Below are 17056 nucleotides of genomic sequence, written 5' to 3'. Positions count from 1 at the left end.
TTAAAATAGATTATAGCATTCTTAGAAATTTTTTGCTTACCCACGAACAGAGCATTTTTGCAATGTTTTGCATTGAGATATTTTTTTGCATAAGATTTGTGAAGAGTATTATTTTTATGATGCTATGGCTTCATGTAAGGGGATGACGTTTTCATTTTCTCTTTCTCTTTCTGGTGGCGTGATTGTTAAATCGCTTGCTTTTAAAAATTTAGAGAAACGCCTCCCTTTATCGATCAATTCTTGAAAGCTTCCTTTTTCAATTAAATAACCCTGTTCTAGAAAGAGTACTACATCAGCATTGCGTATTGTTGAAAGGCGATGAGCTATAATGAAAGTGGTGCGGTTATGGCTTATGCTCTCAAGAGCATCTTTGACACGTGCTTCTGTTTCAACATCAAGAGCGCTTGTTGCTTCATCCAGAATGAGAATGGGGGCATTTTTTAAAACAGCACGTGCAATTGCTAACCGTTGTTTTTCTCCACCTGATAATCGAGTTCCTCGTTCGCCCACCATTGTGTTATAACAATCAGCTTTTTTTAGAATAAAATCGTGAGCTTCTGCTATTTTTGCTGCTTCATAAAGTTCTTCGCTTGTTGCGCTTGCTTTTCCTATTGAGATATTGTCATGAATACTGCGATTGAAAAGACCCGCATCTTGAAACACTGTCGCTAGAGATTGTCGTAAAGATTCGCGGTTGATTGAGCGTATATTTATTCCATCAATGGAGATATGTCCGAAGGTAGGGTCGTATATGCGCTGCAATAAATTGATTAATGTTGTCTTCCCAGCTCCTGTTGGTCCTACAATCGCAACAGTTTGCCCTGCTTCAACCTCAAAGGAAATGTCAAAAACACCTTGAGAAGAATTTGGAAATTTATAGGTAACGTGGTGAAATTGTATAGCACCCTTAACATTTTGAAGGGAAGGAAGATTTTGTGGTTCGTTGATAGGTAAAGTTGAGTCTTCCATTTCAAAAAACTCTTGCAGTTTTGCTTGTGAGGATATCGCGCAATTGATAAAATTGCTCATTTGGTCTAGACGGTTAATCATGAGTTGTGCAAATCCGACAAAAGCAACGACTTCACCTACCCTTAATTGATCTCTTGCAACAAAAAAAGCTCCAAGGAGAAGAACACAAACGATTGAAACTGTTGAAGCCATTCTATTTAAGCCACTGGCGAGCGCCCACCAATTGAGAACAGGGTTTTGTGCTTTAAGCAGAGCATTTGTATGTTGGTGCAGTATGGACGTTTCTTCTTTTATTCGATTATAACTTTGTACAATAGAAACATTAGAGATTGAATCACTAACATGTTTAAAAAGGTTATGATGATAGCACTCTACAGCGGCTTGTCCGTCTTTTGTTTTTCGCATCACTAAACGGGCAATTAAGACATAGATGATGGCAAGTACAACTAAGACTATTGAAAGACGCCAATTCATGTTAAAGGCTGTGGGGATGAGAACCAATAAGGCGACAAGTGTTGAAAGATGTTGACGCATAAAATCAAGCCATATGGTTGACATGGCGTCTATTGCACGCAAAAGTGTATGGAGTGCGTTGGACGTTCCGCGTTGTTGATGCCAAATTAAAGGCATGGCAATGATACGTTCAAAAGATTCTGTTAAAACCGTTAAACGGAGTCTATGGGCTAAGCGATCCGCACCACGAGCAACAAGGACATAAGCGATAATATGGGAAAAACCAAAACAAACCCAAATGGCAAGGTTAGGGATGATCCCTGATTTTTCTGTAATGGAATCAATAACGTGTCCAAATAAAATGGGTTCTGCAATGGTGATAATCGCTAACATAACATTAGCGTTACAGATTAAAGGAGATGCATTTTTTTCTCTCTTTAAGTAAGTGAGAACACGTGCATAAGTTTTGAATAAGGACACTATTAATGATCTCCATTCGCTGTAGCGTGCAGGCTGTTAGTTTTTATCACTTGAATCTCTAACTAATAAAAATTGAACGTTAAGAAAAGGCAATTTTGGATACTCATTGTAATATGGTGTGATAAAGCCAACGAGAATATGAATTTTTGTGTTTATAAAGGCGCAAAAATAGATCAATAAAATTATCAGGTAAGGGAACTTTCATGGCAGGTGTCGAAATAAAAAAGGTTGAAACAGACGAAAATGGAATGCGTTTAGACCGTTGGTTTAAAGTGCATTATCCAGGACTTGGGTTTGGAACTTTGCAAAAATTGTTGCGTTCTGGTCAGATACGGGTTGAGGGTGGACGTGTTAAAGCCGATACGCGTCTTTGTATGGGGCAGTCTGTTCGTATTCCACCTCTCCCTCTTGATGACAAGAAAAGTTTACCAATAACCGATAAAACACTTCGTGGGCAGGATGATGGAACTGTTCTGAAAAAAATGTTGCTTTATGAAGACCCAAAGGTCTTTGTTTTTAACAAACCAGCAGGTCTCGCTGTACAAGGAGGCTCTGGTTTAACACGTTATATAGACAGTATGCTTGAGGTATGGCGCAATAAAAAAGGTGAAAAGCCGCGTTTAGTTCATCGCCTTGATCGCGAAACATCAGGAGTGCTTATTGTTGCCCGCTCTAGGGGAGCTGCACAGGCCTTAACAGCTGCTTTTAGAGAGCGGGAAACAAAAAAGACTTATTGGGCGTTGGTTCGGGGTGTTCCTAAAAAAAAACAGGATAAAATTTCAACGTGGCTGGTTAAGGAAATGACGGCACAAGGTGATAAAATGCGTGTTTGTGACCATGGGGAACCCGATTCATATCATGCAGTTTCCTACTACCGCGTTTTAGAGTCGCGTGGGCGGGCTCTTTCGTGGCTTGAAATGGAACCTTATACGGGGAGAACACATCAGCTCCGTGTGCATGCTGCCCATATGGATCATCCTATCATTGGCGATTCAAAGTATTTTTTTTCTGATAGTAATTGGACATTACCAGGAGGCATTCAAAATCGCCTTCACCTTCATGCACGTCGTATTCGTATTCCTCATCCTTCAGGAGGTATATTGGATATTGTTGCACCTTTACCACCTCATATGGTCCAAAGTTTTAATCTTTTGTCTTTTAATGAGCGTGATGCTGAAACAGAATAAAAAAACTTCATTTGTTTTTTTGGTTGGTGCAAATTTTGTCTATAAATTTGATTAAGATGGATAGGGTATCATTTGTAAAGAGCCTTAGTAATCGCTATAAGAAAATTGTGTTTTTGAGTAATGAATTTTCAAATATCATAAATTTTATTTCTACAGTTCTTTGTCCATATTGATTGTATTGTTATTTCTAGATAAGGTGCACCTTTAATAATCTGGGCTTATGAAGCTGTTCCTTTGCATTATCTACAGAGGTCATATATTGGGGAGGCATGTTTGTTAAGGAAGATGAATGAGATAAAATCTGAAGGATATTGACTGAAAAAGTAATGGCAATTTTTGATTTTTTCATGGGAAATAATTGAAGACTTTTACAGGAACTCTTAGGGAGAGCAACTTTTCAACAAATTATTGTTTTCAAGGAAGTTTATTCTATTAGCAGTGGGGTTTGATATATTTATAGATTTATGCTTTGTACCTTTGCTTATACAATGAAACTTATCAGCAAAGTACTCCTTTCAATGGCTACTAATTCTTTTACTGATTTAATTTATTTGAATTTGTCTGAAAGATTATCTTTCACAAAAGAAGAAACAAATTTTTAGAGTCTTAGCGCTTCATTGAAGTGAATTCATCATATGTGTCATATTGGAAATTGGTGAGAAAGCATCAGGTGCGTTTTAGTGCTCTAAAGATGGCTTGAATATTTGTTTTTTCACTGGAAAAAACAAATATTCAAAGAGTATGGGAATGTTCCAAGAGGGGATAAGTTGAAATGAGGAATGACTAATGGGATCATTATTGATTGACGTTAAGAGCGTCTCAAAAATATACCGCAGCATAAACAATGCAACGGGTTTTACCAATAAAGTGTTTTCTCTTTTCAAGCCTACTTATGCAAAATATCAGGCGCTAAAAGAGATCAGTTTTACCTTGTGTTCAGGGTAAGCACTCGCAATTGTTGGTCCTAACGGAGCGGGAAAATCAACATTGATTAAAATACTTTCTGGCATACAAGCTGCTGATGAGGGAGATGTTAAAGTTTTAGGCGTTAATTCCTATAATGCCAAAAAAACTCTGTTCAAGTCTCTGGGCGTGGTCTTTGGTCACAAAAATTGTTTATGGTGGGATTTACCCCTACGCTATAGTCTGGAAATGGCGCGCCCCTTATATAACCTTGAGCCAAGCTCTTTTCACCGTGATCTTAAAGAAATTACCGAGCTCTTGAATATTGAGCATATCGTGGATAAGCCAGTGCGTATGCTAAGCCTTGGTGAGAGAGTAAAAAGCGAATTAACGTTTAATTTGTCCTTTAGACCTCAATTATTGTTTCTCGATGAGCCAACGATTGGTCTTGATATTACCTCCAAACATGAAATCAGGGAGCTGCTTAAAAAACTCAAAAAAGAGCAAGCTATGGGATACATTATTACCAGCCATGATATGGGAGATATCGATGGTTACGTTGATGATATTCTTCTTTTACATAAAAGAAAAAAGCAGTTTCATGGCGCTATTGATACGTTAAAAGAGATGATCCCCTCAAGTGTGAGAATAACGCTTTTTTGTGAACATTTACCAACAGTTTCAACGCTTATAAAGGACATTGATGAACTGGCGATAAAATTGTCCACTCCTTTAAAAGAGAAACACTTTAATGATGAACAATGTACATTGGAGATTTCACTCCCGCGTGAAGATGTGCTACGTTTTATCAGAGAAATCGCGACAGAACTTAACTGTCCCTTTTCTGTATCCACTCCCTCACTTGAAGAGATGCTCCGTGTTAAATTTAAAGAATTTCTCTAACCATTTCTTTGCTCTCTTTCTCTTTGCCAAGAATGGATTGCTCACGATCCTTAGTGACAGAGCAATGTTTTTTACCGATATCGTTATGGGGACGCTCTCACCCTTTGTGATTCAACTTTTGTTGTGGAATGCACTTTTTTCTGATACAAGCGATAGTATAAACGGTTTTGGCTTTCATGATATGATATTACTATTATGCCTTTGCCTTAATTTTCTCACGTTTAAATAATGATTATGGTCTCATTCAATCTTTCTCTCAGCATGTTAAAGAAGGGAAGTTAGAAGTCTATCTCACCAAACCATTCAGTTACATGATGCAAATGCTGTTTACCTTTTTGGTGAAAGTATGCTCTATGCCATGCCCTTACTCGCTATCTTTGCTGTAAAGCTTAGTTTATCCTCTGAGAATATTTTAGCATTGCTTATAGCTTTCCTGTTGTTTTTTTTCATTATTGTTTTCTCACAATTGCTGTGCTTTTTCCTTTCCTTTGCTATTGCTTTATTGAGTTTCTGGGTGATTGAATACAATATTTTGCTCTCTTTTAGTGTTCTCAGTTCAGCGCTTCTTGGTGGCACTCTTCTGCTTCCCTCTTTTTGGCCAACATGGCTCATTCCATTGATGCAGTTTAATCCTTATCGTTTTACCATCTCAGTTCCTGCCGAATTTCTTTCAACGCATGATCTGAAAGTGTTCGAGCAATTTATTGTGGGGAGTGTTTTTTATATTTTGTGTTTTTTATTCTTCATTCATATTGCTTGGAAAAAAGGAATGAAAGTCTATCATGGAGCAGGGGGATGAGGTGAAAACAATCCTTTATTTTATTAGCATGAATGTGCGCCGACAAACTGTTTACGGTAAAAACTTCATTGGAGAATTTATTCTTTCTCTGTGCTATTATTTTATTCAGTTTATCTTTATTGATAAAATCTCTTGCTTTTCAGGAAATATTGGAAACTATAGCAGAGATGAAATTCATCTTATCTTTGTTGTTTTCATTTTGCTTGGGATATTTTTGAATATTTTTACCACCTCTATTGAAACATTTTTTGAAAAAGTAGCCGAAGGGAAAATTGAGGGATATCTGACAAAGCCTGTTTCAGTTTGGCTGTTAATCCTGTTTGGCTGGTGTAAACCTCTTTATTTGATTAAGCTCTTTATTGTTTGTGTGAGTGCTTATTCATTTGTCTTGCTACCAAATATGTCAGAAATAAAGCTGAAATGGTTTTCCTTTATCGTTGCAATTGGTTGTGTCTTTATCGTAAACATGTGTTTTTTCATGATGTTCAACTTTATAACATTCATAACCAGTCGTAAGATGCCCGTCGCTTATTTTCATGCAATGCTTTACCAACTTTCCTTTATCCCCATAACTATCTATCCCTTAAATCTTGTAAAATGGCTGCTGTTTTTGCTGCCTCTAGCTTTTTCTGCTTCCCTCCCTATATCATTCCTGCTTGGTAAAAATGAATGGAATATTGGTCTTCTGTTGAGCACTTTTCTTTCTATTGCCGTGACTTTCATAAGTTATAAGAAAGCAATGCGTAAATTTAATAGATTAGGGGAATGATATAAAAATTTGCCTAATTTATAAAAATAAAAAATTGAGTGAATAATTCTATTGTGCTGTAAAATATTATCATTTACGCTGGCTGTGTGATGTAGGGAAAACATGTAAAAACATGTACATGGTTTTTTAGATATATTGATGCATAAAATCAGCTGTCATATGTTTCTGGTGATCAGTACTAAATAGTGCATTTGTGATATAGAGATTGAAAAGATTGAGAACTTTTTCATGTATCATTCATATCTTTTTACCAAACTTTTTGAAAATTGTATAAGGCAGAAAAAATAGATGCTGTGGCGATATTCGTATTTATAACGCCCCTTTTATTCTTCAGTTTTGTTACTACTTTTGCTTTTAACAATGCAAGAATAACATGCAGATCTGCTTTAAAGTTTCATATAGACTTACCTAGTTAATCTCTCTTTTGATTTTTTATTGCATAGCTCGTATTGATGTAAAACAAAGGCATTCGAGACAACATAAAATTACAAGAATAAATTTTTGATTGGGCATATAAACTACGGATTACTTACAGATCAAAAAATTTACGTATATCAAAGTTACTTAAGTTGCTTCCTCTTCAAAACATGCATTTGAGTTAAGGTTTGTGATTGATAGCTTTTCTACGATGAAAATATGGATAGGTTTATATTTTTATTTATTTTATTTTGGGTAGAGAGTGAATGTATTCATTATCTATTTCTCTCTTTTATCTGAGAAGGGTGAAGTTATATCAATATCAAAAATCATGATCGTGGAAGATAACGAACTTAAACTGAGGTTATTCCGCGATTCTTTAGAAACAAAAGGCCGTAAAATCGTTGAAATGTTTTAATAGCTTTGTGGATTAAAATTGGTTTATTCATTAATGCCATTATTATCTCATCTGATTTTGCTTTTCCAATCAAAGAGTTAAGCTTGTGCTTACGCTAACTTTTACTTGGTTAGCTCTTTCTTCTCGACATACAATAAGAAAAAAATTATCATTATTTTAATGATATTAAATAAAAAATCCATTATGTTTCAATAAAAAAAAGACAATTGAGTAATATTTTTTACGTTGTGATGTAAAAATATTGGAATTAAGAAAACCGATCTTCTTGAAGAAAAAAATATAATTAAAACAATATATTAATTATATTATTTTAATAAAATTTTATCATTTAATTAGCTAGTTAAAAAAACAATTGACAAAATAGATTAAATTTGAAATGAAATTAATATAATACAAAACGCTATTTACTTTTTTGTATTAATCATCCTATTCTCAGCAGAAAAATATGCATTATCTATGGATGATGTGGTGTTTTCTGTTTAGAGGGTAAGGTAAAGAAAATTCTTTTATTAAATTACTGTAATAGGTTATTATGATGAAAATATTTAAATATTATGATGAAAATATTTAAAAATTGTATATTATGTATTGTTGAGGTGGCTATTTTCTTTTCACAGGTTTTAGGAGAAAATGCTCATTTTGTGAATGGTGGATTTCAAAACGCTGGTTTTATTTCTGCTATGAAACAAGAAAAAATGGAGTTATTAAAACTATTAATGCAATTATGAGTCAATTTGTAGGACAAAGCGTTGAAAAAAATGTCCAGAAAGTAGCGGGGTTAATGGGAATGGAGGCAGAGATTTTTGGTTTAGTTGCGTATTTTATATACTTATTTACTAGAGAGCCCCATCACCAAACACCAGGTCAAAGAGCATTTACTTCTTATGCTCGAAGCACTTGGGGCTATTAATTCTTGATGAACTTTAAATTATTCTGTTATTAAATATTATATATTTAACAAACCGTGATTTCAAATCACGGTTTATGTATTTTTTTACTTTTAGTGTTATTGATAAATTTATCCTTTTTATCATTAAGATATTGTTTGTAGGATGGTAGAATAGGGTGCATTAAATTTAAATAATCAGCTGTCTTCTAAAGTTAATTAAATTTTTTTCTCTTCAAAATATGCATTTGAATTAAGTTTGTCGTTGATATTTTTTCTATGATGAAAATACATATCTTTTTGCAAAAGCAACAGGGTTATCATCTGCTTTAATTGAGATACCCATAAACTTTGTGTATCCACTTAAAAAACACAGAGTCATACAATCATGGTTATTGTGGATTTTCTTTTTAATGAACTGAAAAAGCATAGTGATGTGTCTTACAAATCTTTGCAAAAATTCTTTTATTGGAAGCTTTTCGTCTCTTTGTGGTTTACAATTTTTTTTATCATTTTATCTTAAGCAAAGAGAATGTGGATTCATTTCTATTTCTTTATTTTATCTGAGAAGGGCGGAGTTATACGAATGTCAAAGAAAGTCATGATCGTGGAAGATAATGAGCTTAATATGAAGTTATTCCGTGATCTTGTAGAAGCGAGTGGCTATGAAACTGTTGAAACACGGAATGGTCTTATGGCATTAGATTTGGCGCGTTCATCGATGCCATCTCTTATCCTTGTGGATATTCAGTTGCCAGAGGTCTCTGGAATAGATGTTATTAAACAATTAAAAGAAGATGAGGAACTGAGATCAATCCCTGTCGTTGCTGTAACAGCTTTTGCTATGAAGGGGGATGAGGAGCGAATTCGAGCAAGTGGATGTGAAGAATATATGTCAAAGCCTATTTCTGTTCCTCATTTTATTACAATGGTGAAACATTTTGTGGATTAAAGCTCTTTGTTAAATGATGATAGAAAAAGGCATTGAAAGGTTTATAGGATTGCTAAAGTTATCGTGCAAATATTTTTGTGTTTTAGCGGGAATATATTTTAGTTTCCAAAACAGACTTTAAAAATTGAAAAGAGTTTTTTATTTTTTGATTTATGTTTCTTAGTTTTTGTTTTAAGAGAAGTTGTTGTTTTATACCCTTACTCTCTTCTAAGTGGTATAAGATTTTTTCCTGCATTCATCTAAAAGTCTGTTTTAGCAGGGCGAAAAAAGCCCCGATGAAAACGGGGCTCTATATATTGCACAAATATTGAAATTAACGTTTCGAAAACTGGAAAGAACGACGCGCTTTTGCTTTACCGTATTTTTTACGTTCAACGATACGGCTATCGCGGGTAAGAAATCCTCCTTTTTTCAAAATTGGGCGAAGTTCTGGTTCATAATAAGTTAAAGCTTTGGAAATACCATGACGTACTGCACCAGCTTGTCCAGAAAGACCACCACCTGCAACCGTTGCAATAATATCAAATTGGGTATCCCTATTTGTTGCAACAATTGGTTGACGAAGAATCATTCTCAAAACAGGGCGAGCAAAATATTTGTCAAATTCTTTGTTGTTAATGGTAATTTTTCCAGAACCTGGTTTAATCCATACACGCGCAACAGCATCTTTACGTTTCCCTGTTGCATAGGCACGCCCTTGTGAATCAAGCTTTTGCACATGGACAGGGGCAATATTTTCATGAGCTTCCACAGTATTTGTTACGACACTGAGCTCAGCAAGAGAATTAATTTCAGCCATAATCAAGCAATCCTTTTGTTTTTGCGGTTTAAAGCACTAACGTCAAGAGACTCGGGCTGTTGTGCTTCATGCGGATGTTTGTTTCCAGCATAAACACGGAGATTCTTCAATTGACGGCGACCAAGGGGACCTCGCGGAATCATACGTTCTACAGCTTTTTCAACAACGCGTTCGGGAAAACGTCCTTCGAGAAGCTGACGCGCTGTACGTTCTTTGATTCCACCAATATAGCCGGTATGCCAATAATATTTTTTATCTGTATATTTTTTACCGGTAAGAGCTATTTTATCAGCATTGATGACAATAACGTTGTCTCCATCATCAACATGTGGCGTAAATGTAGCTTTATGTTTGCCCCGTAAGCGGTTCGCAACAAATGTAGCAAGACGCCCTAAAACAAGGTTTTCTGCGTCAATAATAACCCATTTTTTCACCACTTCAGTTGGCTTTTGTGAAAAAGTTGCCATAGAAGTATCCTTTAATTAAAGCCCCTGTAGTATGAAGGCATTTTCATTGTTTGCGTTGAAAATTGTTCTCATAGCGAAGTATTTAACGCGTATTATTTGCTCTGATATAATGTCTTTTGATTGACGTCAAGAGAAAATAAAAACTTTATAAAACAGCATGTTATTGTTGAGGTATTATGATACCTTGCATGAGAGGTCTTTATGTACATTATGATTGGGGTAAATGGGGCAAAAGACAATTTTATCTTTAAAGCATGATTGTATTTTATTAATCTTCATTATAAAATAAATAGTAATGCAGCTGTCTCGTTATTTTCTCAATGTTGAATCTTCTGCTTGTGGTCAGGCTTGGTTAGATGCCCTTGATGTGAAAGGAGTAAGTAATGCGCGTGCGATTTCTCAAAAATTTGGTTTTCCTGATCAGTTAGCACGAGTTCTTTCAGCAAGAGATGTGGATGAAACTGAAGCTGTTGCTTTTATTAATCCAACATTGCGCATGCTCATGCCTGATCCAGAAAGTTTTGTTGATATGCAATGCGCAGCAGAGCGTATTATTAAGGCTCTTCTCAACCAAGAACAGGTTGCTGTTTTTGGTGATTATGATGTTGATGGCGCTTGCGCATCAGCACTTATCGCGCGGTTTTTTCGTTATTTTGGGATTGAAGTCAAAATTTATATTCCTGATCGTATTGTTGAAGGCTATGGGCCAAATGAACAAGCTATGAGAATGCTTGTGCAAGAAGGTGCCCGTTTAATTATTACTGTTGATTGTGGAGCGAATAGTCCAGATGCTGTAAAAGCGGCGAGACTTGCTGGTGCTGATGTTGTGATTTTAGATCATCATCAAATGTCAGAAGTTCATCAAGAAGCTGTTGCTCTTGTTAATCCTAATCGCCCTGATGATTTTTCTGGACAAGGGCATTTATGTGCGGCGGGTGTTGTCTTTGTTACGTTAGCTTGGGTCCATCGTTTACTGCGGCAAAAAAAATTCGAAGGGCCATTGCCTGATCTTCTCAGTATGCTTGATCTTGTTGCCTTGGCAACCATATGTGATGTTGTGCCATTGCAGGGGGTTAACCGCGCTTTTGTGGTAAAAGGACTTCAAGTTGCTCGTTCTATGCATAATCCTGGGGTTGCAGCTTTAACAAAAGTTGCAAGAATAGGCGAACCACTTAATAGTTTTCATTTAGGTTTTTTGTTAGGTCCTAGAATTAATGCGGGAGGGCGTATTGGTGACCAAGCTTTGGGGGCACGTTTGCTCAGCTGTAAGGATAAAGAGGAGGCGAACAGAATAGCAGAACAATTAAATCAACTCAACCAAGAACGCCAAGAAATGGAAAATGTTCAATTAGTTCAGGCGGAATCTTATATTGCTTCTCTTTATCAAGATCAAGAAACACCATTGTCACTGGTTATTGCTCATCAAGAATGGCATCCGGGAATTATTGGTATTCTTGCTTCCCGCCTCAAAGAGCGTTTTTTTTGTCCTGTTTTTGCTATTGCATTGAGAGAAGATGGAAATGGCGTAGGGTCAGGACGCTCAATTAGCGGCATAGATCTAGGGGCACTCGTTCGTGAAGCTGTTACACTCAATTTATTAGAAAAAGGAGGGGGACATAGTATGGCAGCAGGCATTACAATTCAATCGACAAAAATTGAAATTTTTCGAACATGGTTAGAAGAAAAAGTTTCTGTCATGGTTTCGCAATTGCATGCAAGAAAGTCTCTTAGTATAGATGGCTCTCTTTCTGCTTCTGGTGTTAATCAAGCACTATTTGAGTTGCTTGAAAAGGCAGGGCCTTTTGGGACAGGGAATGCAACACCTGTTTTTGTTCTTCCCTCTCATCGATTAATGAACCTATCTGAAGTTGGTAAAGGACATCTTCGCCTTATTGTATCTAATGTGGAAGGCAAAAAACTACAAGGAATAGCTTTTCGTGCTGTAGGCACAGCGCTTGGTGATTTTCTGTCGAGAAATATTGGCGAAATGATTCATTTAGCTGGTCATCTTAGTTTGAATTATTGGAATGGAACAATCAATCCGCAACTGCGTGTGATTGACGCTGCTGCAGTGGCTTAAAAGAGATATTTTTTACATTAGATGTCTAAATTAGAAGCAAAAGTAGAATTTTCTTGTATGAAACGAAATCGTGCCTCTGGTTTTGTTCCCATGAGACTTTCTACAGTCTTTTTTGTTTCTTGTATTTCCACAGCATCAATAGAAACACGAAGCAATGTACGTTTTTGGGGATGCATCGTCGTTTCTTTAAGTTGTTCCGCGCGCATCTCACCCAGCCCTTTAAAACGACCAATTTCAATTTTCGCTTTTCCTGTAAATTCAGTTTTGAGCAATTCATCCTTATGGATGTCATCACGTGCATAAGCAACTTTTCCGCCTTGCGATATTCTATAAAGGGGAGGAACGGCGAGATATAAATGTCCCTGATGAATAAGGTCAGGCATTTCTTGAAAAAAGAAGGTAATGAGCAGTGACGCAATATGAGCGCCATCAACATCTGCATCTGTCATGATGATAATACGTTCATATCTGAGATCTTTTTCACGATATTTAGAGCGTGTTCCACATCCAAGAGCAAGAATAAGATCGCTAATTGTTTGGCTTGAGTTCATTTTTTCATGGGCAGCACTGGCAACATTGAGGATTTTACCACGAAGAGGTAAAATTGCTTGGTTTGCTCTATTTCTTGCTTGTTTAGCCGATCCCCCTGCAGAATCCCCTTCAACAATGAATAATTCAGCACCTGTAGCATGGTTTTGGCTACAATCTGCAAGTTTACCGGGCAGACGTAATTTACGGACAGCTGTTTTCCGACTGATTTCTCTATCTTGGCGGCGTCTAACACGTTCTTCAGCACGTTCAATAACCCAATCAAGAAGTTTTGTTGCTTCTTGAGGGGAATTGGCTAACCAATGATCAAAAGGATCGCGGATTGCATTTTCAACGATACGTTGCGCTTCGATTGTTGCTAGTCGATCTTTTGTTTGTCCAACAAATTCAGGATTTTTGATGAAAACTGAAAGTATTGCAGCCGTTGAAATCATAATATCGTCTGATGTAATGATTGCTGCGCGTTTGTTTCCCGTTAACTCAGCGTAAGATTTTAAGCCACGCAAAAGAGCTTGACGCAGTCCTGTTTCGTGCGTTCCTCCTTCTCCGGTGGGAATAGTATTGCAATAAGATTGCACACAAGGATCTCCACCATGCCAAGCGATGGCCCATTCAACACAGCCATGACCATTATTTTGTTGTGTTTTTCCAGAAAAAATTTCTGACGTGACGCGATATTCATCTTTTAATGATGCGAGTAAATAATCTTTAAGCCCATAGGGAAAATGAAAAACAGCCTTTTCAGGAATATTTTTTACGCCTTCAAGTATGACGGGATCACAAGTCCAGCGAATTTTTACACCGCCAAAAAGATAGGCTTTTGAGCGCGCCATCTGATAAATTTTTTCCGGATCAAAAGCTGCTTTTTCACCAAAAATTTCACCATCAGGATGAAAACGAACACGTGTACCACGACGATTGTAAACATCTCCTAAATCTTCTAATCCAGATTGAGGAATACCGCGTGAAAAACGTTGTCGGTAAAGTTTTCGTTCTCGTGCAACCTCAACTTCCATATTATCTGACAGAGCATTGACGACAGAAATTCCTACTCCATGAAGTCCGCCCGCAGTTTGATAAGCTTTTCCATCAAATTTTCCTCCGGAGTGGAGTTGTGTCATAATAACTTCTAGAGTTGATTTGTCAGGCATTTGAGGATGATTTTCGACAGGAATACCACGTCCATTATCTGTAACTGTTATATAACCGTTCTTATCTAATGAGACCTCAATGGAGTCTGCATAACCAGCAACAGCTTCATCCATCGCATTATCAATAATTTCGGCAAATAAATGGTGAAGTGCTTTACTGTCTGTTCCACCAATATACATTCCAGGGCGTAAACGTACAGGCTCTAAACCCTCAAGCACGCGAATAGAGAGGGCATTATAGTCGTCTTCTTGCGTATTTTTTGCACTTTTTTTTGAAATCATTGCTTTTGATTTCATTGGAGATTGCAGAGTGCTTTCTTTTGTATTCACCCTAGATTGGGCTTTATTTAAAACACTAAAAAGATCCTTGTTGTTATCGCTCATAGCGTTTAACTATCTACCTCATGAAATAAAATATTTATTAGAATAAATTTTATGCCTGTTTTTTATTTAAAAATCAATGCAGTTAGGAAACATCAATTGTTGGACCAAAAATTTGTTCAAAAGCCTGTTTGAGAGCAATATCAATATCATGCATTGTTACAGGACACCCTAAATCAAGAAAGCTTGTTACTCCGTGGTTTGTAATTCCACAAGGAACAATTCCTGAGTAATGGGCTAAATTAGGATTAACATTGATAGAAACTCCATGAAAACTTATCCATTTTCGCACTCGAATGCCAATTGCCGCAATTTTATCTTCGGAAGAAAGATCATTTTGTTTTGATGGGCTATGAGATTGTTTAATCCAGACACCAACGCGATCTTCTCTGCGTTCGCCTTTAATATTAAAGCTTGCAAGCATCTGTATGATCCATTCTTCTAATGCACTAATGAAAGCACGAATGTCTTGTTTTCGGCGTTTAAGATCAAGCATAATATAAGCAATACGCTGTCCTGGTCCATGATAGGTAAATTCACCTCCACGTCCTGCTTCGTAAACAGGAAATAAATGAGGCGCTAAAAGATCCTTTTTATCTGCACTCGTACCCGCAGTATAAAGGGAAGGGTGTTCAAGAAGCCAAACCTGTTCATGGGCCGTTTTTGCAAGAATTTTTTCCACACGTTCCTGCATGTAACGCAGCGCTTCAGGATATTCAACCAAATAATCACTTATTTTCCATTCAACGGGTGGATTCCCTAGAATTGCATTAAAATGATGTGATAAGTGACTACGATCCCTATGTTTCAATTCAAATGTCATTGGCAATATTTATCTTAATGTTTGAGTTTGTATTGTAATCAGAAAAATAACAAAAGCGTAAGATTAAGAGACACTTTATGAGAAATGCAATGAATTTTTAATGAGAAATGTAATGAATTTTATTAAAAAAACGCGTTATGTTCGTTTTACCATCTTCCTGTTGCACCACCACCACCTGATGATCCACCACCACCTCTGAATCCTCCTCCTCCTGAATGTCCACCAAAGATTCCACCAGAACCTCTACCCCTCGTATTTAAGTTTAAAAACCAAGGTGTGAAGACAATACCCATCCAAAGATACTTTTGTGGACCTATTTTTTGACCAAAAATCATAGCAAGAATGGGCAACCCCATGGCTATAAAGAGAATGAAACACATGATTGTATTTATAATCATTTCTTCTTTTGCAGCTTGTTTACGTTGTTCTTCAACAGCTTTAGCTTTTTGTTTGAGTCGAAAAGAAAAATCTGCATCACTTTGTGTGATTACTTTGATAATTGCATGAACCGATTCAACAATTCCTTTTTGATAATTTCCTTCACGAAAATGAGGAATCATGAAGCTATTAATGATGACAGAGGAAATAGCATCTGTTAGTTCTCCTTCCAGACCATAGCCTACCTCAATACGTGCTTCACGTTCATTGGGCGCAATGACGATTAATACGCCGTTATTGATTTGTTTTTGGCCTAACTTCCATGTGCGAAAAAGAGAATTGCTGTAAGTTTCTATATCATTTCCCGAAAGAGTAGGGAGCGTTATAAGAACAATTTGATCTCCTGTTTTCTCTTCAAGTGTAGCAAGCTTTTCCGTTAAATTTCTCTTTGTTGCATGGTCAAGTAAATGAGCTATATCGTTGATATAGCCGGTTAAGGGAGGAAATTGAGTGTATGCGTAAGAGACATTCCCCAATGCAATGATTAAGTATAGAATGCTTAAAGGAACCCATAAACGTCGAAAAAAACGACGTTGTATAAAGTGTTGAAATGGTTTCATTAATTAAAATTAACCTTTGGAGTTTGTTGGCTATCCGTATCGATGGTAAAAGTTGGCATCGGTTTAGCGTCACGAAACCATAATTTTGCCCAAATCATTGTTGGCATTGTTTTGAGTGCCGTGTTGTAGGCACGAACTGTTTCAATATAATCGCGGCGTGCAACGGAGATACGGTTTTCAGTTCCTTCTAGCTGTGATTGAAGAGCAAGAAAGTTTTGGTTTACTTTAAGATCTGGATAGTTTTCGACAACTGCCATAAGTCGCGAAAGTGCACTTGATAAATTGGCTTGATTTTTGAGATATTGCTGCATAATTTCCGGATTATTTAACATATCTGCATTAATGTTGACTTGTGTTGCTTTGGCACGTGCTTCAATGACATTTGTGAAAACGCTTTGTTCATGGGCGGCGTAAGCTTTAACTGTTTCTACAAGATTGGGAATGAGATCTGTACGGCGTTGATATTGATTGAGTACTTCACTCCATGCGGCGTGTGCTTTTTCTTCATTTGTTGGTATCGTGTTAAATCCGCAGCCACTTAAAAATGGTATTAACCCTGCCAAAAAAATAATGATTGAAAATTTTTTTAATATTTTAAACATTGAAGAAGTTTGTACATTTAACATAAAGATGTCTCCACAGATATTTTATGTATCATATAGGGTTTAACTT

Annotated in this window: 15 protein-coding genes; 8 read left to right on the top strand and 7 right to left on the bottom strand. The window is 36.6% G+C overall.

The annotated features are described in order from the left end of the window. Positions 1 to 114: 114 nt before the first annotated feature. A complete protein-coding gene (locus tag NNJ85_RS05330; RefSeq protein WP_254474243.1) occupies positions 115 to 1902 on the bottom strand; it encodes a glucan ABC transporter ATP-binding protein/ permease in 1788 nt (595 codons plus the stop codon). Positions 1903 to 2105: 203 nt separating this feature from the next. Between NNJ85_RS05330 and NNJ85_RS05325 the strand changes: the two genes are divergently transcribed. The 7 genes from NNJ85_RS05325 to NNJ85_RS05295 all read left to right on the top strand — a co-directional run bounded on the left by NNJ85_RS05325 (position 2106) and on the right by NNJ85_RS05295 (position 9136). Further along, a complete protein-coding gene (locus tag NNJ85_RS05325) occupies positions 2106 to 3089 on the top strand; it encodes an RluA family pseudouridine synthase (protein ID WP_254474242.1) in 984 nt (327 codons plus the stop codon). A 954-nt stretch (positions 3090 to 4043) separates the two neighbouring features. Further along, on the top strand, positions 4044 to 4895 hold the full coding sequence (locus NNJ85_RS05320; protein WP_256481103.1) for an ATP-binding cassette domain-containing protein: 852 nt from the start codon (positions 4044 to 4046) through the stop codon (positions 4893 to 4895). 209 nt (positions 4896 to 5104) lie between these two features. Continuing rightward, positions 5105 to 5281: an ABC-2 family transporter protein gene (locus NNJ85_RS05315; protein ID WP_371923334.1), complete on the top strand. Its 177-nt coding sequence runs from the start codon at positions 5105 to 5107 to the stop codon at positions 5279 to 5281. Next, a complete protein-coding gene (locus tag NNJ85_RS05310; protein WP_254474239.1) occupies positions 5242 to 5694 on the top strand; it encodes a hypothetical protein in 453 nt (150 codons plus the stop codon). Before NNJ85_RS05315 ends, NNJ85_RS05310 begins: the two co-directional genes overlap by 40 nt. Next, the gene (locus NNJ85_RS05305; protein WP_254474237.1) at positions 5678 to 6463 is read left to right on the top strand and encodes an ABC-2 family transporter protein; all 786 of its coding nucleotides are present in this window, start codon (positions 5678 to 5680) and stop codon (positions 6461 to 6463) included. The genes NNJ85_RS05310 and NNJ85_RS05305 overlap by 17 nt, the downstream gene beginning before the upstream one ends. Before the next feature lie 1389 nt (positions 6464 to 7852). Beyond that, positions 7853 to 8026, top strand: a complete 174-nt coding sequence (locus tag NNJ85_RS05300; RefSeq protein ID WP_254474228.1) for a hypothetical protein — start codon at positions 7853 to 7855, stop codon at positions 8024 to 8026. Positions 8027 to 8770: 744 nt separating this feature from the next. Further along, on the top strand, positions 8771 to 9136 hold the full coding sequence (locus NNJ85_RS05295) for a response regulator (RefSeq protein ID WP_005773308.1): 366 nt from the start codon (positions 8771 to 8773) through the stop codon (positions 9134 to 9136). A gap of 313 nt (positions 9137 to 9449) precedes the next feature. Here the strand turns inward: NNJ85_RS05295 and rpsI are convergent, their stop codons facing one another. Beyond that, positions 9450 to 9935 carry a 30S ribosomal protein S9 gene (gene rpsI, locus NNJ85_RS05290; protein WP_254474226.1) on the bottom strand — a complete coding sequence of 162 codons (486 nt, stop codon included), beginning with the start codon at positions 9933 to 9935 and terminating at the stop codon, positions 9450 to 9452. A gap of 2 nt (positions 9936 to 9937) precedes the next feature. Beyond that, the gene (rplM, locus tag NNJ85_RS05285) at positions 9938 to 10402 is read right to left on the bottom strand and encodes a 50S ribosomal protein L13 (protein WP_254474224.1); all 465 of its coding nucleotides are present in this window, start codon (positions 10400 to 10402) and stop codon (positions 9938 to 9940) included. Between the two features lie 295 nt (positions 10403 to 10697). On the opposite strand from rplM, the gene recJ reads away from it, so the two are divergent. Further along, a complete protein-coding gene (recJ, locus tag NNJ85_RS05280; protein ID WP_254474222.1) occupies positions 10698 to 12482 on the top strand; it encodes a single-stranded-DNA-specific exonuclease RecJ in 1785 nt (594 codons plus the stop codon). A 17-nt stretch (positions 12483 to 12499) separates the two neighbouring features. Here recJ and parE read toward each other — a convergent pair whose 3' ends face one another. The 4 genes from parE to NNJ85_RS05260 form a co-directional block, all read right to left on the bottom strand. Continuing rightward, a complete protein-coding gene (gene parE, locus NNJ85_RS05275; protein WP_254474221.1) occupies positions 12500 to 14566 on the bottom strand; it encodes a DNA topoisomerase IV subunit B in 2067 nt (688 codons plus the stop codon). Between the two features lie 82 nt (positions 14567 to 14648). Beyond that, complete coding sequence (gene lipB, locus NNJ85_RS05270; protein ID WP_254474220.1) at positions 14649 to 15386, bottom strand: lipoyl(octanoyl) transferase LipB; 738 nt, start codon at positions 15384 to 15386, stop codon at positions 14649 to 14651. Between the two features lie 146 nt (positions 15387 to 15532). Next, the gene (locus tag NNJ85_RS05265) at positions 15533 to 16384 is read right to left on the bottom strand and encodes a YgcG family protein (protein ID WP_254474219.1); all 852 of its coding nucleotides are present in this window, start codon (positions 16382 to 16384) and stop codon (positions 15533 to 15535) included. Then, positions 16384 to 17010 carry a LemA family protein gene (locus tag NNJ85_RS05260; protein ID WP_254474218.1) on the bottom strand — a complete coding sequence of 209 codons (627 nt, stop codon included), beginning with the start codon at positions 17008 to 17010 and terminating at the stop codon, positions 16384 to 16386. Before NNJ85_RS05260 ends, NNJ85_RS05265 begins: the two co-directional genes overlap by 1 nt. Between the last annotated feature and the right edge of the window lie 46 nt (positions 17011 to 17056).

It is taken from the genome of Bartonella sp. B1098 (assembly GCF_944896145.1).
Lineage (GTDB): Bacteria > Pseudomonadota > Alphaproteobacteria > Rhizobiales > Rhizobiaceae > Bartonella.
The sequence above is the reverse complement of the archived record's forward strand: the minus strand, read 5'-3'. Positions and strand labels throughout refer to the sequence as shown.